Annotated in this window: 18 protein-coding genes; 7 read left to right on the top strand and 11 right to left on the bottom strand. The window is 49.1% G+C overall.

From position 1 onward, the window contains the following. Positions 1 to 93: 93 nt before the first annotated feature. The 4 genes from BGO59_RS14445 to BGO59_RS14430 are packed head-to-tail and all read right to left on the bottom strand — an operon-like array spanning position 94 to position 6,674. Positions 94 to 837 (bottom strand): RraA family protein, encoded by a 744-nt coding sequence (locus BGO59_RS14445; RefSeq protein WP_293684327.1) that lies wholly within the window; start codon positions 835 to 837, stop codon positions 94 to 96. Between the two features lie 25 nt (positions 838 to 862). Next, complete coding sequence (locus BGO59_RS14440; RefSeq protein WP_293684326.1) at positions 863 to 2,518, bottom strand: SMP-30/gluconolactonase/LRE family protein; 1,656 nt, start codon at positions 2,516 to 2,518, stop codon at positions 863 to 865. Continuing rightward, positions 2,515 to 3,771 (bottom strand): MFS transporter, encoded by a 1,257-nt coding sequence (locus tag BGO59_RS14435; RefSeq protein ID WP_293684325.1) that lies wholly within the window; start codon positions 3,769 to 3,771, stop codon positions 2,515 to 2,517. Before BGO59_RS14435 ends, BGO59_RS14440 begins: the two co-directional genes overlap by 4 nt. 2 nt (positions 3,772 to 3,773) lie before the next feature. Continuing rightward, positions 3,774 to 6,674 carry a sugar-binding domain-containing protein gene (locus BGO59_RS14430; RefSeq protein ID WP_293684324.1) on the bottom strand — a complete coding sequence of 967 codons (2,901 nt, stop codon included), beginning with the start codon at positions 6,672 to 6,674 and terminating at the stop codon, positions 3,774 to 3,776. An 18-nt stretch (positions 6,675 to 6,692) separates the two neighbouring features. Here BGO59_RS14430 and BGO59_RS14425 point away from each other — a divergent pair, with 18 nt between their 5' ends. Both BGO59_RS14425 and BGO59_RS14420 read left to right on the top strand, forming a co-directional pair. Next, on the top strand, positions 6,693 to 6,923 hold the full coding sequence (locus BGO59_RS14425) for a hypothetical protein (RefSeq protein ID WP_293684323.1): 231 nt from the start codon (positions 6,693 to 6,695) through the stop codon (positions 6,921 to 6,923). After that, entirely contained in the window at positions 6,920 to 7,303 is a 384-nt protein-coding gene (locus tag BGO59_RS14420; RefSeq protein ID WP_293684322.1) for a PIN domain-containing protein, read from the top strand. The genes BGO59_RS14425 and BGO59_RS14420 overlap by 4 nt, the downstream gene beginning before the upstream one ends. Here BGO59_RS14420 and BGO59_RS14415 read toward each other — a convergent pair. The 7 genes from BGO59_RS14415 to BGO59_RS14385 form a co-directional block, all read right to left on the bottom strand. After that, on the bottom strand, positions 7,285 to 8,064 hold the full coding sequence (locus BGO59_RS14415; RefSeq protein ID WP_293684321.1) for an SDR family oxidoreductase: 780 nt from the start codon (positions 8,062 to 8,064) through the stop codon (positions 7,285 to 7,287). The genes BGO59_RS14420 and BGO59_RS14415 overlap by 19 nt on opposite strands. Positions 8,065 to 8,155: 91 nt before the next feature. Next, positions 8,156 to 9,346, bottom strand: a complete 1,191-nt coding sequence (locus tag BGO59_RS14410; RefSeq protein WP_293684320.1) for an enolase C-terminal domain-like protein — start codon at positions 9,344 to 9,346, stop codon at positions 8,156 to 8,158. 59 nt (positions 9,347 to 9,405) lie between these two features. Beyond that, positions 9,406 to 10,746 (bottom strand): endo-1,4-beta-xylanase, encoded by a 1,341-nt coding sequence (locus BGO59_RS14405; RefSeq protein ID WP_293684319.1) that lies wholly within the window; start codon positions 10,744 to 10,746, stop codon positions 9,406 to 9,408. A 114-nt stretch (positions 10,747 to 10,860) separates the two neighbouring features. Next, positions 10,861 to 12,237, bottom strand: coding sequence for an endo-1,4-beta-xylanase (locus BGO59_RS14400; protein WP_293684318.1), 1,377 nt, complete (start codon positions 12,235 to 12,237; stop codon positions 10,861 to 10,863). Positions 12,238 to 12,420: 183 nt separating this feature from the next. Then, positions 12,421 to 13,926 (bottom strand): RagB/SusD family nutrient uptake outer membrane protein, encoded by a 1,506-nt coding sequence (locus tag BGO59_RS14395; protein ID WP_293684317.1) that lies wholly within the window; start codon positions 13,924 to 13,926, stop codon positions 12,421 to 12,423. A gap of 28 nt (positions 13,927 to 13,954) precedes the next feature. Next, a complete protein-coding gene (locus tag BGO59_RS14390) occupies positions 13,955 to 16,951 on the bottom strand; it encodes a TonB-dependent receptor (RefSeq protein ID WP_293684316.1) in 2,997 nt (998 codons plus the stop codon). A 196-nt stretch (positions 16,952 to 17,147) separates the two neighbouring features. Further along, positions 17,148 to 17,885, bottom strand: a complete 738-nt coding sequence (locus BGO59_RS14385; protein ID WP_293684315.1) for an IclR family transcriptional regulator C-terminal domain-containing protein — start codon at positions 17,883 to 17,885, stop codon at positions 17,148 to 17,150. 614 nt (positions 17,886 to 18,499) lie between these two features. On the opposite strand from BGO59_RS14385, the gene BGO59_RS14380 reads away from it, so the two are divergent. The 5 genes from BGO59_RS14380 to BGO59_RS14360 all read left to right on the top strand — a co-directional run bounded on the left by BGO59_RS14380 (position 18,500) and on the right by BGO59_RS14360 (position 26,973). Next, the gene (locus BGO59_RS14380; protein ID WP_293684314.1) at positions 18,500 to 19,594 is read left to right on the top strand and encodes an endo-1,4-beta-xylanase; all 1,095 of its coding nucleotides are present in this window, start codon (positions 18,500 to 18,502) and stop codon (positions 19,592 to 19,594) included. A 46-nt stretch (positions 19,595 to 19,640) separates the two neighbouring features. Beyond that, a complete protein-coding gene (locus BGO59_RS14375) occupies positions 19,641 to 20,231 on the top strand; it encodes a sigma-70 family RNA polymerase sigma factor (RefSeq protein WP_293684313.1) in 591 nt (196 codons plus the stop codon). Between the two features lie 140 nt (positions 20,232 to 20,371). Then, positions 20,372 to 21,445, top strand: coding sequence for a FecR family protein (locus BGO59_RS14370; protein WP_293684312.1), 1,074 nt, complete (start codon positions 20,372 to 20,374; stop codon positions 21,443 to 21,445). A gap of 237 nt (positions 21,446 to 21,682) precedes the next feature. Continuing rightward, on the top strand, positions 21,683 to 25,144 hold the full coding sequence (locus BGO59_RS14365) for a TonB-dependent receptor (RefSeq protein ID WP_293684311.1): 3,462 nt from the start codon (positions 21,683 to 21,685) through the stop codon (positions 25,142 to 25,144). 14 nt (positions 25,145 to 25,158) lie between these two features. Beyond that, positions 25,159 to 26,973, top strand: coding sequence for a RagB/SusD family nutrient uptake outer membrane protein (locus BGO59_RS14360; RefSeq protein WP_293684310.1), 1,815 nt, complete (start codon positions 25,159 to 25,161; stop codon positions 26,971 to 26,973). The last annotated feature ends 17 nt before the right edge of the window (positions 26,974 to 26,990 follow it).

The raw sequence follows: 26,990 nt of genomic DNA, 5'->3' as shown, positions 1-26,990 counted from the left end.
TTGTCAATGCTACGTTTCTTTGTGTTCTAACAGTAAATGAGTAACTGGCGGAGCGTTGAGAAGGATGACTCAGATGGATATCGCGTGTTATGTTCAGAAATAACCCCCTTTCTCGGTGATTTCCTGTATTGACTGACCTTCGTGAACCCAGTTGAAAATCATCTTCTCATTGGCAATGATTTCCTCAGCCCGCATCAATACGGAATAGGCGATGTCACGCGGAACGACGAGCACTCCGTCGATATCGCCCAGGATAATATCGCCCGGTTTGATGGTTACATCGCCAATCTGAATTGTAACCTGGTAGTGCGTAATCAGGCAGCGGCCCAGACTTCCATTCGAAATGCGGTATTTGTAAAAAACCGGGAAATCGGCTTCCAGAATCTGATGCGTATCCCGAATGCCTCCGTCGATACAGGCTGCCTTCACTTTTTTACCTTTGGCAGTGGCCGTCATAACGCCCCCCCAGAGTGTCGCTTTGCTATCGCTGGTTGTATCCCAGACTACAAAGGCGTCTTCGTGCATCTCTTCGAGCATTTGGGTGCGAAATTCCATCTCCCCCCGGATCATGGCATTAGGAGCACTTTTTACGGTAAAGGCAACCCCTGCTACTGTTCGATACTCGCGTAGGGGCAGAATATGGCCGGGTAATGCCTGGTTCAGCAGACAGAATTCACGCATGACGTCGTTGACAGCCCCTGTGTAAAGCTGTTCGAAACGCGCTAGCAATTCTTTTTCCGGGATGGGGAACGTGGTGTCGGAAACGCTTTCACGCTTTTCGATCAACTTCTCCAGATTCATCAATCCGACTTCTTTCTTATACTGATCGACACTCATGATTTTTCATTTAACTAGTTTATAATCAATTGAATAATGTAATTCCTTTGGCGTTTGTCGTCATACTGTTCAATGCACCTTGTTCGGCTTCGGTAACAACGAGTCCAAGTTTGCCGGTAGGGTCGAAGGCGCAGTTGGTTGGGTTTTTGCCAACTGTATTTAGTTTGCGAACAACCTTCCCCTCAGGAGAAATGATGTGGATATAGCCTGTACCATACACCGCAACGTACAGATTGCCATCGTCGCCAAATGCCATACCGTCGGGACCGCCCGGCCCTTGTGGCCCTTCAACGGTTGCCCAGACAGTTGCATTCGTCCATTCGCCGGTGTCAGGGTTCCACTCGCCTTTCCAGAGTCGATGTTTGTAGGTTTCGGCTAGTACCAGCGTTTTGCCGTCGGGGCCGAACGCTAGTCCGTTGGGGAAATATTTGTCGGTTGTAAATTTCTTTACGGTGCCATCCCGCATCCGAACGACTGCATAACCTGTTGGCTCCTGACGCGAATCGCCGGGGCAGGTGAACAGCAGATTACCCATAGCATCGAAGGTCAGGTCGTTAGGCTTGTTAAGCGGTTCCCCGTTTAGTTTATCCAGGATCGTTTCTGTTGTTTCGGTTATGGGATCGAACCGCCGGACGGCTCTCTGGGCCGAATCACAAAACCAGACACGCCCTTGTTTGTCGAGGGCAATGCCGTTAGGCCCTCCGCCTACATGGTAGCGTTTTAGTTTCCCATTTTTGTACTGAACCAGATGTTCGCCTTTCAGCTCAACGGCCCACAGGCTACCATCAGCAGCAAAAGCAGGTCCCTCGGGGAAGTTGAGCCCGGTGACTATACTGGCGACTGACGATGAGCCGGGGAGTGGGTGATGCGTGTGAATCCGGGCAATTTCATCGGCCGATAGCGCCCGGTCGAACACGGCTAACCCACCGAGTTGCCCAACGAAATCGTTGCCGATGGCCCCTAACCGATGAACAGCCCCAACCGTAAAGTCGGCCCCATCTTCTCCGCCATCGAAAATTCCTTCGTCGTAGGGGTATGGATTTCGGTCGGTGCGGGCGTCGAACTGGCCATTGCGGTACGATTTAATAAAATGTCCGTCGTAGGTCATGGCAACGAATGTCCACTCATCGTACCGAATCGGCGTTTGTCCAATCGACACATCGACACACCACTTTTCGCCGGGGGTGGGGCCACCTACACCCGAAATGTGTCCGCATACCTGACTTTTACTGTCGCGGAGCCGGATATTCAGAAACAGGCAGTATTGCCGTTTTTTCTGGGTTTCGTTCCACATCCCGGCAATGGCTTCGCACTCGGCATTATCCCGACTTTTGACCTGTCGTTTCACCCAGGCCAGCACGGTCACCTGCGCCTGTTTGCCGCGAATATTCAGACCAGGACAATCAGCGCGGGGAATGGTCAGGTATTCATGTTCCCGAATGTCGAGTGAACGATCCGACAAAACGCCTTCGTTAAGCATCGAAATCGGCCCGGTAGGCTCCTGCAACTGATACTTAAATTTACCTTTGGAACGTAGGGGCTGCTTGCCAGCAAAATCCCAAAGGCATAGCAAATTCGGGATTGCGAGCAGGTCTGATTTTGTGGATGAAGCGTGGGTCAGGTTGGTCATTATCAGGCCGCTGAGTAAGGTTGACTGGGTTATAAAATGGCGTCGGTTCATAGGGCAGCTTCTTTGTCTCGGTCAAAAAACAGGAAGGCTCCAGCCCATAGGAACAGGCTTCCCAGTACATACACGCCCGACAGACTGGCCAGACCAATTGTCAGGCCAAGCGTTGGTTTCAGAACGCCTAGCAGATAAGGGGCAATAGAGCCAATCAGAAAAGCACAGGCCAGCATCAGGCCATAAGCCGACGATCGGATTTTGGGCGACACCACTTCGTAAAGTGAGGCAACAATATTGGAGTCGTACCAGCCCCGGAAAATACCGAACAAAAACAGCGCTATGTAGGTAAATGTCGGTGTGTCGCTCATGCTGATACCGTAGATGAATGGGGCACCAAGCAATAAGCCCAGTGCCTGCACGACGAGTCGGCTTCGGGGATTGGCTTTAGCATAATGATCCGCGATTTTGGCTCCTGATAGTACGCCCAAAAAGGCACCGAGGTGATGATAGAAGAGCGACGAAAACCCGGCATCGGTCAGGCTCATGCTGAACTTATCGACCAGAAACGACGGCATCCAGGTTAGGTAGCCAACATTGACAAACACCATGCAACCAAAGCCCAGCGTGAGCATAATGACTGTCGGCTTACGAATCACGATGCGAGCCGTTTCGCCCATTTCAGCCAGCATCGGCTGACGGGCTTCGACGGTAGCTTTCACCAGGTCTTTCGGGATACGACTGAAAAAGACGAAAGCCAGCGCAACGCCCAGACTGCCAAATAGATAAAATGCCTTTTGCCAGCCATACTGTTCGCCGATGTACCCAGCGATAAGGCCGCTCAGGATAATGCCGAAGTAAACGGCCGTCTGGTGGATGGATAGGGCAAACGAACGGCTTTCTTTGTACGTCTCGCCCAGCAGCGCATTGGCGGAAGGAGCGTAAAAGGCCTCTCCGCCCCCTGTAGCCACTCCTCGCAATACAATAAACTGCAAGACACTGGAACAAAAGCCGGTCATCAGGGTGGCGCATGACCAGAACAGCAGACAGAAACCCAGAATATTCCGTCGCGAAAACCGATCACCGATGAACCCCGCGATGGGGACCAACAGTCCATAGGTCCAGACCAGTGCGGAGGCAATCAGGCCCAGTTCGGCATCAGTTAGGCCGAGATCTTTCCGAATGAGAGGCAACACGACGCTGAAAATCTGTCGGTCGGCCTGATTCAGAAAGAACGCCAGCCAGAGCAGGGCCAGTAACTCCCACCGGAATCCAGTCGGTTTTTGGGTAATCGAAGGCGGTGATTCAACCATAGTTAAGGGATTTTGGCGGTTGTGGGTGTGGCATTCCAGGCACTAACGGTGATCTTGGCGTTTGGTCGGGTGGAGGGTTCGCGCCAGATCACGTCCAGGTCGATCTCCTGTGTTTCGCCGGGCGCTATCCAGGTAAAATTATCTGAAGCGACAATCGCACGTTTGGTGCCTGTGATATCGACTCTGGCCATAAAGGCAGGCACTTTACCTGTGTTGGTTACCTTGACCCGAAGTTGACTTTGATCGGTGCCAGTAGGTTTCTGACTAACTACTGAAGTGGTCAGTGATGTAGTCGTTTTTGCTACCGTTGGTTTCAGAAATGGCCCTTTTTCCAGCGTTGGCCAAGGGATGGGGTCACTGGTATATTTTTGGTAAAAGGCCTGATCGTCGAGCATCGACAGGCTGCGTGGGTAATAAAACGAGCGTGACAACAGCTTACCCGAACCATCGTGCAGTTCGGCCACGAGAAGAAGGTATCGGTCGCGGTAATCTGCCGGAATCGTGTATTCGCCCAGGTTGGCGGAACGTACCGATGTACCAGCTGCAACGGCTACCTTTTGTTCCTGTTTCCAGAGTGGTTTGAAGGTATCATCAAATACCTGTACGGAAATTTTTGCGCCGGGTATTGCCTGTGGTAACGAATGCATTACGTTGACAGGCAACTTAATCCGTTCGCCTGCTTTCCAGAGCAGACGCGGAATATCAACTGCAACATGTGTAGGCTCGTAGGTCCGTTTGAGAAAATAATAGGGTGCCCCCGCGTTGCCAAACCAGTCCATCATCTGAATGGCGATAACGGGCCAATGTCGTTTGAATACCCATGGCAGCAATCCTGTCGTAACCGGATAATTGCCCTGCATTTTTTCGGAGAACACTTGATAAAACTCCCCGGCTCCCACCTGCGACGCTTCCGTAATGGCTTCAATCGTCGGATCGTTCATGTCCGCAATATGTGATGCCCGACTCAACATGCGGGGTACGCGGCTGGGGCCGTATTCGGTAAAGTGGTGAATGAACTCCGGGTGGTCCTTGTAAAATTCCTTATCCCACATGCGCCCCAGCCCTGTAAATTCTTTATTGTCAACGGTTTCGTAGAACATGTTGGCCTCAGGCATCGAGTGCATACCCGTTTCTGATATCCAGGGTTCGTAGCGGTAGCCAACACCGTACCAGGTCGGGTCCATGTCGGGGTAAGTATGAAGACTACCGTCGTCAGGCGTGGTACGGACGTATAATCTCGACTTATCGAAAATGTCCAGATTGCGCTCCAGAATGCCCATCGTAGCTGCGTTGCCGTAGGAATATGGATTAAATTCGTTGCCTCCACACCAAACCGCCAGCGACGGATGATTCCGCAACCGAACGATGGTCTGCACAACTTGCGCTTCCCAAATGTCCTGCGGATACAGGGGAGTATCCTGATTGCCAATTGGAAAATCCTGCCACACCATGATGCCCAACTCGTTACAGATTTCGTAGAAGTGCTCGGTTTCTAGTAGGCCACCGCCCCAGATGCGGATCAATTGAACCCCCATTTTTTTTGCGGCTTCAAGCGTCCAGCGGTAGCGTTCTTTCGAGGTTTCGAGCAATACGTCCTGTGGAGTGAAGTTCATGCCTTTCACAAAAAACTTCCGGCCATTGACCACAAACTGCCAGTTTTTCCACCGATCTGCAGTACGTGGGCCAGCCGACGCAATCCGCTCGATGGTACGTATGCCAAACGGAAATTGAATCTGGTCAACAACCTGATGATCTTTTTTAAGCACCACTCGAACCGTGTAGAGATTGGCTTCGCCCAGTCCGTTCGGGTGCCAGAGTTTAGGATTCGTTACGGTTAACTCATCGTCAAACCAGGTACGTCCTTTAAAGGCTTTGAATGGCTTTTCCTGCGTAAAGGCAACTTTCCCGGCTTTATCAACCAATTCGACAACTACGGATAAGTTGGCATTGGAAAGTGTAGTGCCTGGTACACGGCCATCGTAATGGTGCATCTGCGCGTTTTTCCACGGATGCAACTGGTAACCGAGTGAATTGGTATCGACCAGTACTTCACTCGAAAAGTGGAGCGTGGCTTTTCCATTCTGGATCGAGGTAGTGGTCAGATAAGGTCGTTCGAGGTGGTAGGGCTGCACAATTTCGAGCCGAACATCCTGCCACATACCCACGCTGAAAAACATCTCGCAGCCCGAGCTTCCCGAAATCACCCAGGGCTTAATAATCCGGCCACTGGCGCGTGGGTTGTAACCTTTACGCGTCTCAATCATGTACTCCCCATTACTGTTACGGGGCAGGCTTTCATAGTCGGTGGCTTTATTACCCCAGTTTCCGGCCCGTACTTCTACCAGCAATTCGTTTTGTCCGCTCGCTTTTAGCAGCTTACCAATGTCAACAGTTGGTCCGCCGAACATGCCTTCGTGAACACCTACTAACGTGCCGTTCAGCCAGACTTTAGAAAAATAATCGACTCCATCGAAACACAAGAATACGTAGCTACCGGATTTCGCACGGGCGGGTGTCGAAAACGTTTTGCGGTAGTACCACGCTTTCTCATCCATAAACTTATACTGGTCGGAGTTTTTGTGGTAATACGGATGGGGCAGTTTGCCAGCCTTGAAGTACGACCAGTGTACCGAGTTCGGAATGCTGGTCTGAAACGCATCCTTACGTGGAGCTTTCAGGTCGGTTATGGGGGCATCGGTATGCGACAGTTCCCACCCATCGCCCGACAACGATACGTGTTGTGTTCCCGACCGGGGTGTAATCCGGTACGGTTGCCAAAGCTTATTTTTCTCGTCAGCGAACGGATTGTCGGGTGCGTTGCCCGACGAATTGTTTTGCGCTGAAACCGAAGCGATCCGCAGTAGCGTTATTAGGAATAATAAAGAAATGTATCTACTTTTCATAATTAAAAGACTAAGCTTATGGAAGCACTCCGATTTGTCCAGCGCGTCACCGATGATACGTTGGTATTGTCTATGCCTGCCTCATACAGGGAGCAGGAAGTAGAAATTATCGTTCGCAGGAAAGAAACGGCGGCTAAACCCAAATTAACGGTAGAGGAAAAACTGGCGATTCTGAAAAAATATGAAGGATCGTTCCCTAAATGGGAGCCAGGGCCCGACTTTGAAGACGAAATGTATACACAGGAATGATCATTTTTCTTGACTCTTCTATCCTGATTGAACATTCGAAGGGCAATAGAAAGGAATTGATGATAGAACTGTTGAGCCGTGCACGAACCTTGCAGGAGGCTCAACGTATTCCCGACATACTTGGTAGCCATGATCCTCGTAGCCTGCTTAATCTGTTTGAACAAGCGACCGATCAACACCCTCCAGCCAACGTGGTTATTCGATTGATGAAGGCTTACAATATGTTGCCTAATGATGCAATTATTCTGGCTCATTGTCTGACTGCGAATATTTCTTATCTGGCTTCGTACGACTCTGATTTTCAACTTGCCTGCCAGGAGGAAGGCATCACGCTCATCGACAGTGTCGACGTACTGAACGCTCATTTTCCCGCTTCATAGGTTCCAGGCTTCCCATAACCACGCATAAGCAGCAAACCCCCGTCGATAGTAATGGTCGAACCAGTTATATAGCTGCCCGATGCGATTAAATCGACGAGTACACTGGCGATTTCTTCCGGTTGCCCCAACCGCCCGGCGGGTATACCGTCGTTCACTTCCTGAAGCAAGTCTGGATTTTCCCAAACCGCCCGATTGATGTCGGTTTGAATGGCGCCAACCGCCAGTGTGTTGACTCGAATATTGTGCGGGCCTAATTCCATAGCTACACCTTTCATCAATATTTCCAGTGCTCCTTTGGTAGCGCCATAGAGGCTTAGTCCCAATCCTGGCCGGATACCGTTGACCGATGTGATGGTCCAGATACTGCCTGCTACGGCATGTTTCACCATGTTTCGGGCAACGGCCTGTGTAAGAAAGGTGGTGCTTCGAAAGTTGACACCGTTGAATTGCTCGAAATCGGCTTCCGTTACGTCCAGAAAATGCTTTTTGTACGAAACACCCGCATTGTTCACCAGAATATCAAGTCCGCCCGCTATGTTCCAGGCTTGTTGGCCTAGCTGGATAGCCTGTGCCGTGTCCTGCAAATCGGCCTGTACTAGGTGAGCCGTACCTCCTTTCTGTCGGATAAGGTCCGCAACGGTTTCGGCATCTTCCCGGTTTTCGTGGTAATGCACGACTACGTCGCAGCCTTCTTCGGCTAGTCGAATCGCAATGGCCTTTCCAATGCCCTGCGATGCTCCGGTGACTAATGCTTTTTTCATTGTATGTATTTTTGACAGGATTTACATGATGAACAGGATTATTTATTCAAAACAAATCATGTCAATTCTGTAAATCCTGTCGAAAGAAAAATCACATGCCTCCCACCGTGGGATACCAATCGGGTCGGTATGGGTCTTGGTGGAAACGGGCGTAGTAATCGCCTTTTTCTTCGTAATACTTTTCGTAATGCTTCATCTTGTCCTCATCCAGCGACACGCCTAAGCCGGGACCGGTTGGGACTTTGATGCAACCGTTTTCGTACTTCATCAAGCCCCCTTCAATGATGTCGTCGGTGAGGTAGTGGTAGTGTGCATCGCCCGCGAAATTCATTTGCGGAATCGTTGAGGCCGTATGGATCATGGCTGCCAGTTCGATCCCAAATTCAGCTCCGGAGTGCATGGCAACGCCCAGATTGAACGTATTGCAAACAGCCGCCAGATCTTTCACCCCGCGTGGGCCTTCCCAATAATGAATATCAGTCAACACAATATCGACCGCACCCATGCGAATAGCGGGAGCCAGGTCATCGAATTTGGCAGGATACATGTTGGTCGCAATCGGAATCCGTATCTGTTTGCGGACGGCCGCATTGCCCTCTAACCCCCACGAAGGGTCTTCAAAATATTCGATGTTCAGGTCTTCCAGCCGACGGCCAATCTGTACGGCGGTCTGCACCGACCAGAGCCCGTTCGGGTCAATACGTAGTCCGAAATCATCGCCCAGTTTCTGGCGGCAAAGTTCCAGTACCCGCGCTTCTTCTTTCGGTGATTTTACCCCTGCTTTCAGCTTCATTGAATTAACACCCAGCGTTTCATGCAGCTCGACGCAGAAATCGGCCATATCCTCGGCCGTTTCGTCGTGGCCACCGCCGGGTCGGTCGTAACGCCAGAACAGGTAGGCAATAAACGGCACCTCGTCGCGAACACGCCCGCCCAACAAATCACTCAGCGGGCGATTCAGCACTTTGCCCTGAACGTCGAGGCAGGCCATTTCGATGGCGGCATACAGCCGGGCGTTCGACATGTAATAAATACTACGGAGTACTTTCAGCTTGATTTTTTCGAGATGAAACGGGTCTTCGCCTACGATACGCGGCTTTAGTTTTTGCAGAGCGCCCCGCTGATCGCCACCGCCCACTTCGCCCAACCCAACGATACCTTCGTCGGTAATGATTTCGAGAATGGTGCGTAGGAAATAGCCGGGGTGTACGCCCGTGTTGTGCCGGAGTTGCGCGTTGAGCGGAATAGCCACGCAGCGCGTACGGATGTCAATGATTTTCATGAGCGAAAGAGTGAAAGAGCGAAAGAGCGAAAAGGCCATTTCATTCGTTCAGTTAATGTTTATAAGTCAAGTTGTAGTGTATTGACCTGATCTTTAGCCAGTTTAAATGTCTTTTCGATAGTCTTCTTGCCGACGGTCACTTTTACGGTATAGTCGCCATAAAAGCCCCGGAATGTGATCGGTTTTCCATCAGTTATGGATGTCGTGAGTGCGGTTTTCCATTCTTTATTAATCAGATCGTTTAGAATAGTAAAAGCCGGTTTGGGCGAAAAATCGCGATTGAGTAGCCCACCGTTCCATTTGTCTTCACCCGCCACAGCTGTACCGTCGACCGTATTCCAGTAAATTATAGCTTCAACGGCCGGATGGCTAAACCAGATTCGGTAAAAGTTTCGGGCCATCTTAGCCTGCTGTTGCAAACCCGTTTCGTTGTTGGGCAGCGTCGGGAAGGTAATTTCCGATACGTGCAGGGGAACACCGAACGAACCAAGCAAATCCATAGCCCGAAACAATTCGGCAGGCGTGTGCGCCAAACCCTTCACGGTATTGTCGAACATAGGCTGTTCAAACAAATGGAACTGCATCCCAATTCCGTCAATGCGGGCATCTTTCAGTTTTAAGTTCTCGATCAGCAGGTAATAGGGTGTGAATTCCCGGCGGTATCCCTGCCACGAACTGGGGGTATTTTCATTGATAAATAGCCGTGTACTTTTGGGGAAATAGGCTTGTGCCGCCCGAAAGGCTTTACTGGCATAGTCGGGAGGCATGGGCACTTTATAGCGTGAAATCAACAGTTCGTTGGTTACGTCCCAGGTTTTGATGGTTTCGCCGTAGCGCTGGGCCAATTCCTGAATATGTCGGTCGATGATCGGTTGCATTTTCGATGTATCGGTTGGCATCCAGTCGGGAATGGCAAACATGGCTTCGTCCCAAACAAGGGTATGACCGCGTGGGGTGATCCCATTTTTACGGCAAAAGTCGAGCGCGACATCGGTGGGTGGTCGACGGTAAATGGGTTTACTATCGGCCGTGTAGCGCGGCTTTCCCTGCTCAGGTTCCAGCGTTTTCCAGTAAAATGGCATGGTTGCCAGATTAAACATCGACCTAAAAAACGACTCGTATTTTTCGTTTTCCTGCGCTGTCGGAAACCCGTTGAGCATAAAGATATTAGCCCCAAACAGAAACGCGTGTTTGGTCTGACGAATGTCGACGGTTGCTTTGCGGATCGGCTTCCCCTGTTTATCGACCAATGTCAGTGTGAAATCGCCCTTTCGGTGGGTTTCAATACCTCGTTGAATACGTGCTTCAGTGGCCGGGTCGCTCCACAACGAATCGTATCGAGCCGATTGAGCCAGACTTTGAACCGTAACGAACAGAAAAAACAAACTCAGACAACGCATAGGCTTAGGTAAATGGATAATGTGTAATGAAAAATGGATAATGAACCGTAAACAAACAAGGCAGTACAATCCTGATATACAATGTATTATCAATTGTACATTATTCATTAATTTTCAGTCCAGTACCACAACCTGCGTACGTGTGCCGCTTTTGGGGAACTGAACGTCTTTCTCATATTTCTTTCCGTTCCGCTGGGTGACCAGCTTATACGTACCATAGAAACCACGATAACTGACCGCGTTATTTTTAGGCGATGTCGTCAGGTTTGTGCGCCATTCCTTGTTAATCAATCGGTCAAGAACGTCGTAAGCAGGCTTTTTGGTGAAATCACGATTCAGGAGCCCACCTTTCCATTTGTCTTCGCCAGGAACTACCGTACCGTCTGATTTGATACGTGCCGGAGCTGCCGTTCCATCGACCAGATTCCACCAGATAATGCCTTCTACTTTCGGATGACTGAACCACAGTTTGTAATAATTCTCAGTCATCACTGCCTGATATTCAGGCCCCTTGTCTGATAAAGCAGATACTGTAATTTCAGTAATGTGAATCGGCAAATTGAAATCTGAATATAAATCGAGTGTATTGAACAACGTAGTGGGCGTCATGGCTTTCCCTTTCAAAATCTGCTCATATTCCGGCTCACTGAAGTTGTGAAACTGCATGCCAATGGCGTTGATTTTGGCGTTACGTAACCGCAAATTTTCGAGGAGCAGATAATCGGCACTGTATTCGCGTTTGTTGCTACGGTTCCAGATTCCAGTCGTGAAATTGAGCGTAAACACATTACTATTCGGAAACAGCCGCTCGCTTTCCTTAAACGCCTTAAACGCAAAATCTTTAGGCATCAGCACGTCGGGGTGGCGGTCGGTTACTTCATTCACCACGTCCCAGATCTGAATATCATGACCATACCGCTCACCGATTTCCTGAAGACGCTTGCTGATTTTCTGCTCCATGATTTTTTCATCCTTAGGCAGCCAGGTTGGAATTGACCAGCGCGGGTTGTCCCACACGAGCGTATGGCCTTTGGGGGTGATGTTATTTTTTCGAGCAAATTCCAGCACTACATCGGGTGCCGGACGTCGGTAGCTGTATGGGCTATCTTTCCCGAATCGCAGTTTACCCGGCTCCGGCTCCAGTTCAGGCCAATAGAAGGGAATTGTTACGAAGTTGAATAGCTTCGTAAAGTACTCTTCGTAGAGTGCATCTTCTTTCGGATTCTTGAACCCTTTCACCATAAATCCATTGGCCCCGAAGTAAAAGTCATGGTGAGTTTGGGTTAGAGAAACCTCGCCCGGCGAAACCGGATTGCCGTCCTTATCGGTAAACTGAATGGTGAAGGCACCCATGCGGTTTTCGCGGATACCGTCGGCAATTCGTTGTTGCACTGCCGGGTCACTCCATTGATTCTTGTAGTCGTCGGAAAGCTGGGCTGAAGCCTGAAAGGCAAAGGCCACCAGCAATAGGATATGAATAAACTGCCTCATGTACTGTAAGTCAATACGGTCAAAATGATAAAGGAAGCATGCAACTCTAACAATCAGGTAGTCAACATGGGTCGACTACCTGACCAACCAACCTATCTGAAAATGAATGGACAATGAACAATGAAGAATTGATAGTGTGAGAGTAGGCAGACTGATAAAATGCATTGTCCATTGTCCATTATCCTAATACCCAGGATTCTGATCGGTGGCGGCAAGCGCCGTATTATAATTCAACTCCGATACCGGAATGGGCCAAAGCAGATGTTTGTCAGCTACATCTTTCCCGACCGCAGCTTTAATAACAGCCTTTAGTTTGTCGGTCCCTAACCGCTTTAGATCGTGCCAGCGTTTTGCTTCCAGTTGGGTTTCGTACCCACGCTCTTTCAGTACCAGATCGTTAAAGGTGCTGGCGGTATAATCGCTTAGTTTGAAATCAACGCTGGAGACGGTCGTTGGATTAACACCATACGCACGTCGGTGTACCTGATTGAGAGCCTCCATCGCATCGGCCGTTGGACCGTTCCCGGCCCGGCTCGCGGCTTCGGCGTAGAGGAGCAGCACATCGGCGTAGCGGTACATGGGGAAGTCGTTACCACAGGCATCCTGAAACGGGGCCTGCGGGTCAATGAATTTTTTACTAAGTGTACTGGTTGGGCCTAAGCCAAGATCCCAGACGTACCAGTTGCCTTTGCGCAAATCCTTGTCGTCCCAGGCTGCGTAGACCGAATTCCGTATATCGGAGCTGATGCCGTAGAAACCGCCCGCGCCGACAAATTTGGTACCGGGGTGGTTAGGAAACATAACAAAGTACATGCCCTGGCCGGCCTGGCGGGTATATTTTAGGTAAAAAATCTCCTCGGTTGTTGTCACTACAGACGGGCCGAAAATATTCTGTAAATCGTCGGTTTTCGTAATAGGTACGAGCGAGTATTTTCCCGATTGGATTACCTCATTGGCTTTGTCGCGGGCTTCGGCATTTTTCCCCTGATAGAAATACACATCGGCGAGGACAGTTTTGGCCGACCATTTCGACGGGTGACCTACCTGAGCTGGTTTGTCGGGCAGGGTTGTTTCTGCATTCTGAAGATCGGATACAATTAACTGGTAAACCTCGCTGGGCGAACTCCGCTTAACATTGGGCTGGTCCAGGTTCGCTTCCGTACGCAGAGGCACTGCCCCCCAGTTTTTGACGAGCGTAAAATAGGTCAGTGCCCGCAGGAAACGTGCTTCACCTACATATTTGGCAATGTCGGTGGTCGAAACACTTTTAGCATTGGGAGCATTCTGAATAACCAGGTTAGCATTCCGAACGCTGAGGTAGAAGACCGTCCACATATTGCCTACCCGAACAATATTCGTACTGTTTAACCCCTGAAAATCGCTCAGGATAGCGTAACTGCTTCCCGACCGTCCGTAACAGTAATCGGTGTAGGCTTCCAGTTGGGCTGCATATTCGCCCCCGATACCACTGGTTGCGTTGCGCAGGCCACTGTAAATAGCAGCTACGGCAGCATCCAGTTCGCTGGTTGTATTATAAAATGTTTCGACGGCAATGGATTTTGGGTGTTCTTCCAGTATATCCTGGCAGGACGAAAACAGTACCGAGAGGAAAAGAAACGTAGTTAGGCCGGGTCGGAGAGGAGACCCTTTTCTAACGTAGCGATGTAAAAAAGTAGGTATGAAATTCATGACTCAGTAAGGCCTTGGTTTAAAGTGATTAGAAGCCAATTCGCAACCCAAACGTGACCGATTTGGTAGTTGGGTACGTATAATAGTCGATCCCCTGCCCAATGGAGTTGGCTCCCCCCAGCGAATTGACTTCGGGGTCCCACCAGGAATACTTGGTGATGGTGAGCAGATTTTGTCCGCTGGCATAGATCTGTATCCGGCGCAAATTGTTAAGTCCCCACTGTTTCAGAGGTAGTGTATAGGCTAACTGAATGTTACGGAGCCGCATGAACGAGCCGTTTTCAATATTCCGATTGGAGAAATTATAGGAATTTTTGCTTGATATAACGGGGTACTTCGCGTCGGTGTGCGTTGGTGTCCAATGGTTGAGGTATACCTCATGGGGCATGTTTAAGCCGTAATTGAAATCGAGCGTATTGCCAATCGCGCTAAGGTTTGCTAGGTCATTCCCCTGCACGCCCTGAATAAAAAATGACAGTTCCAGCCCCTTGAAAGACACTGACGAATTGAAGCCGTAGATGAACTTTGGATTCGGGTTGCCAATAACGGTTTTATCGTTCTGATTAATGACGCCATCGCCGTTTAAGTCCTTGTAAACGACCTGCCCTTTATCGGAATAACCTTGCTCAACGTAGCCATAGAAAACCCCTACGGGTAAACCCTGCCGGAGCAGGTTGGCCGCATCGGAAATCAGCGTAACATTGAAATTGCCGCCCAGAATATCCTGGTTATTGTAGAGTTTAATGACTTTACTGCGGTTGAACGCGATGTTAGCCGATACATCCCACTTAACCGCTTTGTCGATCACTCGGCCATCTACCGAAAATTCGAAGCCTTTATTCTGAATCTCGCCAACGTTACGGATTGTGGTGGTATACCCGAACGAACTGGGCAATTGCACCGTATTGAGCAAATCGCGGGTGTTTTTTATGTAATAATCGGCCGTAGCATGTAGGCGATTGTTGAAAAAGGACATATCGACACCCGCATCGGTTTGTTCAGTCGTCTCCCATTTCAGGTCGCCGGGTAGGGTTGTACTGGGGGCAAATGTCGTGTAGAGGGCATCATTGAAAACCGTTTTGCCCGATGAGAGCATGTTGAGCGTTGCGTAGGCATTGATTGCCTGGCTACCCGATAGGCCCCAGCTCGCCCGTAATTTGAGGTCCGACAGAAAAGCAACGTTTTTCATGAATGGCTCTTCCGATACACGCCAGGCCAGCGCTCCAGAGGGGAAATAACCCCATTTGTTGCCCTCCGAATATTTCGATGAGCCATCGGCCCGGAAGCTAATGGTGGCCAGGTAGCGGTTGTTATAGCTGTAATTAATACGACCCAGATACGACAGGAGCGTACTAAAACCATAACTCGTGCTCGGTATGCCGGGTGTAGTGGCCGATGCCAGATTATACGTCTCGGTAACGTTGCTAAGGAATCCCGTGCCCGAGCCACTCAATGAGGTATTAAGAAAGTCCTGGTACGTAAACCCGGCTACAGCCGCCAGGCTGTGTTTCTGACCAATCGTTTTTAGGTAGCTAACCGTATTTTCGCTGAGAAAACTGGTGGCTCGGGTAACGCCAACGCTGGCATTGCCCAACGAGTTGATCAGCCTGGTTGTCTGGTAGGTATCGGTGCGGTCATCGGCATTCTCAATACCACCCGATATTTTTATAGCCAGCCCATCAAACGGTTTAAAGGTCAGGGCAGCATTGGCCAGAATCCGGTTTGCATCTAGCTTGTCGCTCGTTTCATTGATCACATTGATGGGGTTTACAATTCCATTAGAGATAAACGGATAGGCCGTTGTTAAGACCCGATAGCTGCCATCGTCGTTATAAGGTGTCAGGGTGGGCGGGGCCGAAATAGCGGCTGAAATCAAGCTTGATCCCCGATTACCCCCCGAGTTATTCTGGCGGTTGGACGTGATTTTGCTTAAGGTAGCCCCATAGGTCAGTGAGAATTTTGAACTCACATCGGTGGTAATATTTGCGCGCAGTGAATACCGCTTAAAATCACTGTTGGGAATGATTCCCTGTTGCGTAAGCAGGCTCCCACCAATAGAGAAATGGGTTTTTTCGTTACCTCCACTTACGGTCAGGTTGTGCGTTTGCATGGGCGCTTTCCGGAATACGAGATCCTGCCAGTCATAACTCTGGCTAAATCCGTCGATCTGAGCTTGAGTGAAATAAGGGGCTTTGCCATCGTTGGTAGCTTGCTCGTTGTAAAAGGTCGCGTATTCTTTTGCATTCATCAGGTCCAGTTTTTTCCGAAGCGACTGAACGCTGTAGCTTCCTTCATAGTCCACCTGAACTTTGCCTGCTTTGCCCTGTTTCGTGGTAATCAGAACGACGCCATTTGCCCCCCGTGACCCATAAATAGCAGTAGCCGATGCATCTTTAAGAATTTCCATCGACTCAATATCGTTGCTATTCAAAATAGACGGACTGCCACCCGCAATAGGGAAGCCATCAATCACATATAAGGGTTCATTGCTTCCCTGAACCGAGTTCGCCCCCCGGATACGAACACTAATGGCGGCACCTGGTGCCCCCGTATTCTGAATCACTTGTACTCCAGGTGCCCTGCCCGATAACGCCTGTAGCACGTTGGGAGCCGGAAACGAAGAGAGTTCTTTGGCTTTTACCTGGGCTAGTGAGCCGGTCAAATCGCTTTTTCGTACCGTGCCATAGCCAACAACAACAACTTCATTCAGTTGCCGGGTGTCGACCGCTAGGCTCACATTGATAACCGATTGATTGCCAACCGCAATCTCCTGACTTAGAAAACCCACTGACGAAAATACCAGCGTTGCAGTTGACTGGCTACCGACCGAAATCCGGTAAGTTCCATTGGCATCGGTGGTTGTTCCGGTAGTGGTTCCTTTCAGTGATACAGTGGTACCGGGTAGAACTGCATTATCGCCCGCTCCAGTTACCTTCCCTGTTACGACCGACTGGGCCCACCCAACCGAGCAACTAAGCAGAGTGGTTAAGCAGACACTGATCCATCTGCATATACATTGTTTCATTAGGAGTAAGGTTTAAGGTTAATTTTTATAATATAAAAATTAATTTTATTTTATTACAATAGTAAGGCGGTTTATAGATTAACTCCAAATTCTTTGTTGATTTTTCATAAAAAATCTCGTTTTAACTGAGGAGTGGTTTATTGATAGGGCATAAAAAAAAGGCCGAAGCCTTTCAAATAATTAACCGTATAGTATTCTATATCAGTTTGTTATTAATTTCATCGGCGCATTTTCGGAGCGAGAGCACAAGTTTCCGTTTATCCATGGTCATATAACGGTACTCAGGCAGGTAGATGCTCAGGCTCGATACAACAAGCCCATTTTTATAAATCGGTACAGCTAGCCCTATAACATGCCGATTGGGAATAGTTTGTAAGGCTAGTTTCTCCTGATGGATCAATGATAAGGCTTCGTGCAACTGAGCTTCGGACTGAATTTCGGGCCATGAATCACCTATTGGAAGTCCATATTTTACCACAAAGCGCAGAATTTTTTCTTTAGGGAGCATAGCCAGCAGGAGTCTCCCTGAAGCTGAATCATATATCGGTTTCAGGTCGGCTGTGCGGACTTGTAAGTCCTGTTCTGCAAACGTTCTGTGTATGACAACTCGCTGATTATCTTTAAGTACGGCTAAGAGGCAGTTTTCGTTGATTGATCGGGTCAGCGTCTCCATTGGCTCACGGGCCGCTTCGAGTAAATCCTTCTGGTAGGCTTCATTCCCGGTTAATGTATAGGATTTCGCACCCAGAATATAGCCTTTTTTTGTTCCAATTTGCTCAACGTAACCACGGGCTACCAGAGTTTTTAAAATGTTGGCGCAGGTACCATGATTCAGGCTGAGCCCATCGGCCAATTCACCCAGGGATTTGGGTTGTTCGGGTTCATTGGCTATTAATTCCAGCAGGTCCAGTGCCCGGTTAATTACTTGAATCATTGATTTTTAATTTTATAATGCAAAATTATTGTAACAATTGACAAAGTAAAGTTTTTCTTAGAAGGCATTGTGCGAACTGCATTGAGTTGAAAAGAAAAGAATGGACAGTAGGCGGAGCTAAAGCAATAATCAATCAGGTGGGTGGTCATGAGTTTTATGAAGACTGGCATAGGCATTAAGTGTAGATTTGTTATAGCGGAACATACCTGTGTATGTAACATAGGCTGAACTACGTTAAGGAAATGTTAAACAGCATCAGTTTTTTATTAAAATTATTTGGGTGTTATAATTATATTGCTGTAAAATTGTATTATTAATCAAAGGAAGCAGGCTTGTCATTTCAAAGCCAGGCCTTAGTTAACCAATAGGAAGCTTCATATATGAGTAGTTAGAGCAGTTGGCTATGTTTTTATAGCTAATTTTTTTTACATGAAAAAGTGTCAAAAAGACACTTCTGTCATGCTGAAAGTATTCATTAGCGACTGCTGTACGTCATTAAGGGGTGGGCTAAAAACAAGTAAGGGTAAGGCATCCCGATCGAGCGATAGAGGAAAACAAGTAAGTCTGAAGGAAAAAATAGTAGTGTATTTTAACACTAGAGCGTATTCAAAGCTATGTTATCAGTCAACGAATCAATTGCTTACAGTGTTATTCTAGCTGGCATTTGCCTGATTAGTTTACAATTCAAGCCGATTAATCCAGCTGAGGATCGGACTCTGAAAGAGGCTTATAAAAATTATTTTCCAGTGGGTGTCGCTGTGGCTCCACGAAACCTCAAAGGCCCCGAAGCTGACTTAATTACGCAGCAATTCAGCAGCATTACCCCCGAAAACGCCATGAAAATGGGGCCTATCCACCCCCAGGAGAATCGGTACTTCTGGGACGATGCCGATGCCATTGTTGACTTCGCCAGCCAGAAAGGTATCCGGGTGAGGGGCCATACACTCTGCTGGCATAATCAAACGCCCAGATGGTTCTTTACCGATTCGGCAGGAAAGCAGGTAACGAAAGAGGTGCTGTTAGCGCGGATGAAACGGCATATTACGGATGTCGTGAGCCGCTATAAAGGCAAAATTTATGCCTGGGATGTTGTTAATGAAGCGGTTCCTGATACTGGCACCGGGATCTATCGCCAGTCTAACTTTTACACGATAGTAGGGGAGGAGTATATCGAAAAAGCGTTTCAATACGCCCATGAAGCCGATCCGAAAGCGGTGCTGTTTTATAATGATTACAACACCGAAAACCCATCCAAACGGGACCGGATCTATCAGGTTGTCAAGAAATTGAAAGACAAGAAAATTCCGATCCATGGGGTTGGTTTACAGGGCCACTGGTCCATTTATGAGCCATCTGCCCAGGAACTGGAGGCCTCTATCAATCGGTTCGCGAGCCTTGGCCTGGCCGTACAAATCACTGAACTTGACCTTTCTGTCTATCCAAAAGAGCATGAGCGACGTCCGCGGAAGGAGACCGATAAGTCGGAGTTTACCCAGGAAATGGCTGATAAACAGGCTACCCAATACAAGATGCTGTTCGACGTATTCCGCAAGTATAAAGGAAAAGTAACGGGTGTTACCTTCTGGAACGTTTCAGACAAAGCAACCTGGCTGGACAATTTTCCCGTTGCCGGACGCAAAGACTATCCACTTTTGTTTGATCAGAATTACCAGCCCAAGAAAGCGTTCTGGGGTGTGGTTAACTTCTAATGATAACTCTTTCATCAACAAGCAACGCATAGATTTTGATACTTTTATGACTCTTCAGGACCAGGCGTTATGGCAGTTATATCGTGATGGCGATAAGCAGGCATTGGGCCAACTGGCCGAGCGGTATTATCGTGCGCTGAAGCACTATGGGTTAAAATTTATGGTCGATGAGTTGGTTGTAGAGGATTGTATTCAGGACCTCTTTTTGCAGCTCTGGCAAAACCGACTCCAGATCAATGCGACAGAATCTGTCAAGCATTATCTATTCAAAGCCTTACGCCATCATGTGCTTCAATACCTGCGGTCGCAAAAACGGGCTTTTGTTGACGAGTTGGACTGGGATAGTTCTGTGGCAGAAGAGACGGATTCAGAAACGTTATTGATTCAACGGGAATCATTAACCAGTTTAACAAACACGATACAGGAGCTACTGGCTTCGTTGCCAGCTCGCGAACGGGAGGCTCTTTACTTACGCTACTACGAGAATCTGTCCATACCCGAAATCGCTGAGGTGATGAACGTAAATCGTCAATCGGTATCCAATTTTCTGCAAAAAGCTATTCATAAACTTCGAAGCAGGTGGCTTTCGCCAGTCTTCTTGGCCTTCTGTGTTTTGGTAAACAGACTCTTTTTCTAGACCTTTTTTCCGAACAGTTATCTATCCTACTTACAGGCGGCTCGGCACAGGTGGTATTTTTTTTGAAAAAAATTCACTTTAAGTAGGGTATCGTTGGGGGGCTTCTTCATACTATCAATAAAAATAGTAGAAAAGTACCAATGGATTACCTGCCCGAGAATCTGTCAACTGTTGAGGAATTCCTAGAGAATGACGCTTTTCGGGCGTGGGTGCTGGAAAGACGGCCGGATGATCGGGTACGCTGGCAGGCCTGGTTGGCTCAGCACCCCGAGAAAAGGGAGCTATACGAACAGGCAGTAGTCACCTTGTTGACGTTGCAGGGTAAGACGATCGAACTCTCGGATCAGCAGGTACAGACCAAAACTGCGGAGATTATAGACCAAATGCCTGATACGTTTACCGTTACCAGACCACTACCAGGCTGGCATTGGGGGCGTTGGGCCAGTGCTGCTGCCGCAATCGGCCTGATTATCTGGTTTCAACTGGGCCGCACTTCCGTCAATCCGTTGGCTGAAGCCAGCATTCAGACCAAACAGCCTATAGTGGATCGGGAGTGGAAGATTGTCAAGAACATTACGGGCCAATCGTTGGTCGTACTCCTGCCCGACAATTCATCGGTACTTCTATCAACAGGTAGTGAGCTGCGTTTTCGTAAGCAGACCGGCCATACGCTCCGTGAGGTCTACCTTCAGGGAGAGGGGTTCTTTGAAGTAGCCAAAAATCCAGCGAAACCATTCATTGTGTACACGGCCAACTTAACCACAAAGGTACTGGGAACCAGTTTCCAGGTGCACGCTTTTGCTAAGGAGACAACGGCTTATGTGAAGGTAAAAACAGGGAAGGTGACGGTTACACCAACGAATTCGCCCAATAAGCCTATTTTACTGACTGTAAACCAGGAACTTAAACTTGGTACAAACACAAAGCAACTGATCAAACACGATCATTTTGTGCCGGAAGAGGGGGCTTCCACTATTGTTAGCCAGCAGTTTACGTACAACTACACGCCCATTCCAACCGTGTTTGACCAGTTGGAGGCCAGCTATCATATGCCTATCCGCTATGATCGGCAGTTGTTACGCGCCTGCACCTTTACCGGGCAACTCAACGATGTACCATTTCTTGAAAAAATCAGGCTGATCTGCCTGGCTACTGAGTCAACGTACGAAGTTGTTGACAATCAGATATTCATCCACAGTAGCGGCTGTAGTTAATTATCTATCAACCCATAACCCATCGTATTGCTATGCATTAGTACGAATCGCTTTTTAACCAAAAAAGCGATAGTGCTGCCAACACTATCGCTCGAAACGCCCTAAATGTGTCTTGCCTACACATTCCCCTTTTACTTGCAGGGGTCAGCGCTTTATTGTCAGTTCTTCCCAGAAACCAACAACAATTACAAACCTATGCATTCTTGTCTATTGAACCGTAATGTATGGCTCAGGATTATGAGAATTTCAAGCCTGCAACTTTTATTCGTCCTTACATTGACAAATGTAAGCTTAGCTCTGGATGGTAAAGCCCAGGAGCTTTTAACTCGGCGTGTTAGTATCTCAGCACAAAACGAGGATGTTGAGGTAACGATCAAACGGATCGAAAAACTGGCGAATGTTCAATTCCTCTTTAGCCGGGAAATCATTCAGTCGAAACGAAAGATTAACTACCAGGCTAAAAATGAGCGTCTTTCGCTCGTATTAGACCACATTTTGTCTCCGCTCAATCTGAGCTATGAGGTGGTTGGCCAGCAGATCGTTATTAAGCGGGACATAGCCCCAGTTGCGATTCCGCAGGATAAAACCTCGGGTGAGATTCCACTGGAGCAGCCGCAGGACCGGCAGATCACGGGCCGGGTCACGGGTGAAAACGGAGAAGCGTTACCAGGCGTAAATATTCAAATAAAGAATACAACGCGGGGAACAACCACCGATGTTAATGGTAATTACCGATTGTCGGCTCCCGACGACGCGGGTACGGTACTGGTTTTTTCCTTCATCGGCTATGCGACTCAGGAAGCAGCCGTAGGGTCTCGGTCGGTGGTTAATATTACGATGGCTGCTGATGACAAAACACTGACTGAAGTAGTGGTCGTTGGGTATGGTACGCAGCGCAAGCGCGACATTACGGGAGCTGTGGCGTCGGTGAATGAGACTACCTTAAAGGAAGTGCCTGCTCCTAACCTGCTCAATCAGCTAAAAGGTCGGGCTGCCGGGGTGTCTATTGTGAGTAACGGAACAACGCCCGGTGCGCAGCCCCAAATCCGTATTCGGGGTAACCGGACGCTGACCAGTAGCACAAACCCAAGCACGGGCGATAACCTGGATGGACCGTTAGTTGTCGTGGATGGGATACCCTACGGAGGACTGAATGATATCAATCCGGACGATATTGTTAATCTGGAGATTCTGAAAGATGCCTCTGCTACGGCGATTTATGGATCGAGAGGTTCAGGGGGCGTTATTCTGGTAACTACTAAACGGGGGAAAGTGGGAAAGCCGGTATTCTCGTACGACGGCTATCATGGCGTAACTAACATCATGGGCAAATACAATGTCTTTAACGGCTCAGAATATGCCCAGTTTAAAGCTGACGCCATTAAATACAATCGGACGGCTCCCGGTACTACGGCCTATCCACTCACCCAGAAAGAGCAGGACGCCTTAGCCGCTGGTGTTTCGACCGACTGGCAGGATTTGATTTACAAATCAGGTTTCATGACCAACCACCAGTTGGGAATGACGGGTGGTGTCGAAAATACGCAGTATTCGCTGGGTCTTGGCTATTTCAATGAGACAGGGATTATTCCGGGTCAAAATTTTACCCGGGTAAACATTCGGGCTACCATCGACCAGCGCATTGGCAAGCGGATTAAGGTTGGCTTGAATACGCTCAATACCCTGACCTATACCAATACACCAGGAGGTGGTGGAATTCCGGGTGGTCTGGTGAGTTTAACGCCGTTGGCTTCGCCCTATAATGCGGATGGCTCGGTAAACCTGTTTCCGGCAGAAGGCTCCATCGATGCCGCCCGGATCAGCCCATTGACGATCATCACCAAGAAAGATTCGTATTTGAATACCACTCGTTCGTTACGGACCTTCAACAGCTTATATGCCGAGGTAAACCTGCTACCTGGTTTACGCTATCGCTTCAATGCCGGTTTGAATTTCAGCCAGTCGAACTTCAATGGCTATAACGGCCCGCTAACCTATTTTAACACCGCTACGGTTCAGTCGTCGTCCAACGCCGAGATCAGCAATACCGAATACTGGGATGTAAACCTCCAGCATTTGTTGTATTTCGATAAAACGTTTGGCAAACATAAACTGGGCGCTACCGCACTGTACGAGTATACCAAGAACCATTCGCTGGGTAGCCGGTTTACGATCACGGGGGTTCCGGCCGATTACATTAAAACGGGGAATTTCTCACTGGCTTCCGGCACACCCGTTGCCGCTTCGGACTTTGGGAATTCGTTTTCCGAAACGGGCCTGCTTTCGTACATGGGTCGGGTAAACTATAGTTACAACGACCGCTACCTGCTGACCCTGACGTTGCGCCGGGATGGTTCATCGACGCTCTCGCCCGCCAATCGATACTTTAACTATCCGGCCATTGGAGCAGGCTGGAATATCATCGAGGAGCCGTTTATGAAAAGTGTTCCAACGATTTCGAACCTGAAACTACGGGGTAGCTGGGGTTTATCGGGCAACCGGAACGTAGGTGCCTATGCAACGCTCGGAGCGTTGTCGGCCGGTTATTACAATTTCGGTACCGGCACGGCTGGTCAGCAGTTGGCCTATACAGTTACCAGCCTTCCAGCCACCAATTTAGGCTGGCAGTCGACAGAACAGATTGACCTTGGTCTTGATTTTGGCGTATTGAATAACCGCATTACAGGTTCGATTGATTACTATCATCAGAAAACGAAAGACATTCTACTATCGGTGCCGCTGCCAGCGAGTAACGGTGCTGGATCGACGCTGAAAAACCTGGGCAAAACGGAAGGGAAAGGTCTGGAAACGTCGCTGACAGTCGATATCTTCAGAAATCCCAAAGGATTTAACTGGAGCGTGGATGCCGTTTACTATTTCAACCGCGAGAAAATCACCCAGCTCACCACCCCAACCGAACTATCGAACGTGGGCGCAGGCTGGTTTGTTGGGCAACCCCTATCGGTCATCTACGACTACAAGAAGATCGGTATCTGGCAAACCTCCGATAAAGAGAATGGAACGCTGGCCAAACAAACCTCGCCGGTTCAATTCCCTGGCCAGATTCGGGTGGAAGATGTCAATGGCGATGGCAAGATTGACCCTTCTGACCGGCAGATTCTGGGTAATTTCCAACCCAAGTTTGAGGCTGGTCTGACCAATCGGTTCAACTATAAAAACTTCGATCTGTCTATCGTTACGTTTGCCCGCATGGGCATGAAAGTGGTGGTTCCCTACCTGACTGGTAATTCGGGCGGTGGCGGTGGATTCGCCTTCTTCAACCAGGCGCGTTCCAATCAGGTGAAAGTTGATTACTGGACCGAGACCAACCCAACCAATGCCTTCCCGGCACCTGACGCGGGTAGTGCGGTTGCCTACTTTGCCTCAACACTGGGGTATTATGACGGCTCGTTCATTAAAGTCAGAAGCATTAACCTGGGCTACACGGTTTCGGGGCAGTTTCTCAGAAAAGTGGGTATGAACTCGGCCCGGCTGTATCTGAACGTCACCAACCCGCTGATCCTGTATTCGCCGTTGGTTCGCGATAAACTGGCTGTCGATCCAGAAGGGAACGGCTATGCAAGCTCTACCGTAAGTTCCCAGGGAGCGGATACGGCCACCCAGCAGCGTCAGATTGCCATAAACCTCAACAACCCGCCCGTTCGCCAATTTACGTTTGGTGTCAATCTTAAATTCTAACTGTCGACATTCCCATGAAAGCAATAAAAATTGGATTTATCGTTAGCCTGACTGCTCTGATGAGTACAGGCTGCGAAAAAATATTGGAGGAGAATCCACAGTCACAAATTGTTCCGTCTTACTTCAACAGCGCAGCGGGGGTGCTAGGGGGCATTGCCGGGGTGTATAATGATATCCGATCCCAGTGGGGTACGGAAGGATTCACCGTTGAAATGCAGGCGGGTACCGATGAGTTTTTGCAGGGGGCCAGCTCAGGTGGTGGTACAGCCTACACCTATAATGGCATCAACGGGAGCAACTTTGGTGCAGCCTGGGGCACTGCCTTCCAGGACATCAATACGCTGAATGGTGTGCTTCAGTATGGGCAGACGATTGATTTGCCTGAGGCAACCCGGAAGCAATACCTGGCTCAGGCCAAGTTCCTACGGGGTTTCTGGTACTTTTATCTGGTTCAAACTTGGGGCGATGTGCCACTCAATACCACCTTTATTACGGTTGCTTCTCAGGCAGCTTCTCGCCAGCCGGCGGCTCAGGTCTATGAACAAATCATTAAGGATCTGACCGAAGCGGCTGCTGATCTGCCCAATACACCAACCGCGCCGTTTCTGGGGAAAGCCGCTACTAAACCGGTAGCCCAGTTGCTGCTGGCGAAGGCGTACTTAACGCGTGGCTGGCTCAACAATACAGCCGCTGATTTTACGCAGGCCGCTTCTATCTGTGCGGATATCATTGCTAATAAATCATCGTACGGTCTCGATTTATGGCAGGACTATGGCGATGCGTTTGTACCCGCCAATGATTACGGAAAAGAAACCATGTTTGTCAGCGACCACGTGCTTGATCCCAAATATGGCTACTATACAGTCGGCGGAGCAGCTAGTGGTGGAGCGGCCCAAAACCTGAGCCCCTGGTTTACAAACTGGAATTATCCAAACAACAGTGGTATCAATTCCTACAAAAGTGCCACGGGCGGATACGTTAATAGTGGTACGTCGCTCATGACCCGGGATTCACAGTATGGGCGTCCGTATGTACGGATGCGGCCCAATAGCTATAAATGGACTACGGGAGCGAATGCCGGTAAGAACTATTTTCTGGATCAGGCCTTTACGAATCGCACGGTCGATTCACGGTTTTTGAACTCGTTCTATACCGTGTATATTTCTAACATCTCGGTTACAAACAGTGCTACAGCCGCCAATAACAAGCGGGGTATTAGTTATACGACAGTAGCAGGGGCGGATACAGCCGTTTGGATCCCCGACTTTGAAGTCGAAGGCGCTCCCCAGTTCATCGGTACACGTCCATTCAAGGGCCTTGTTGTACCGCCAAGCATGTGGGATAATGGCATTTTTCCGGCGCTGAAGAAATTCATGGACCCGAGCCGTGGCGCTAACTTCAACGACCCATCGACCCGCCCTTGTGTGTTGTACCGTTTTTCGGATGTGTACCTGACGGGCGCCGAAGCCTACCTAAAAGCAGGTGATGCAACTAAGGCAGCCTCATTGCTGAACGTAGTTCGGCAGCGAGCCGCTTACCGGAAAACAAATACGGCTGCTCAAAACGCTGCCGCTGCGACGGCCATGACCATTACGGCTGATAATGTAACCGTTGACTTTATTCTGGATGAGCGTAGTCGCGAATTCTTCGGTGAATGGCAACGGTGGCATGACCTGGTTCGTACCCGCTCGCTGGTGCGCCGGGTAAAAGCCTGGAACCCGGAAGCTGCGCCTTACATTCAGGATTTCCATATGCTACGACCCATTCCGCAGTCGCAAATAGACCGGGTGGTTGATGGACCTAAATTCCCGCAAAATCCGGGGTACTGATCAGCGTGGCTGAAAAG

It is taken from the genome of Spirosoma sp. 48-14 (assembly GCF_001898575.1).
Classification (GTDB): Bacteria; Bacteroidota; Bacteroidia; order Cytophagales; family Spirosomataceae; genus Spirosoma.
Note: the sequence above shows the minus strand (reverse complement) of the source record. Positions and strands in the feature narration are given on the sequence as shown.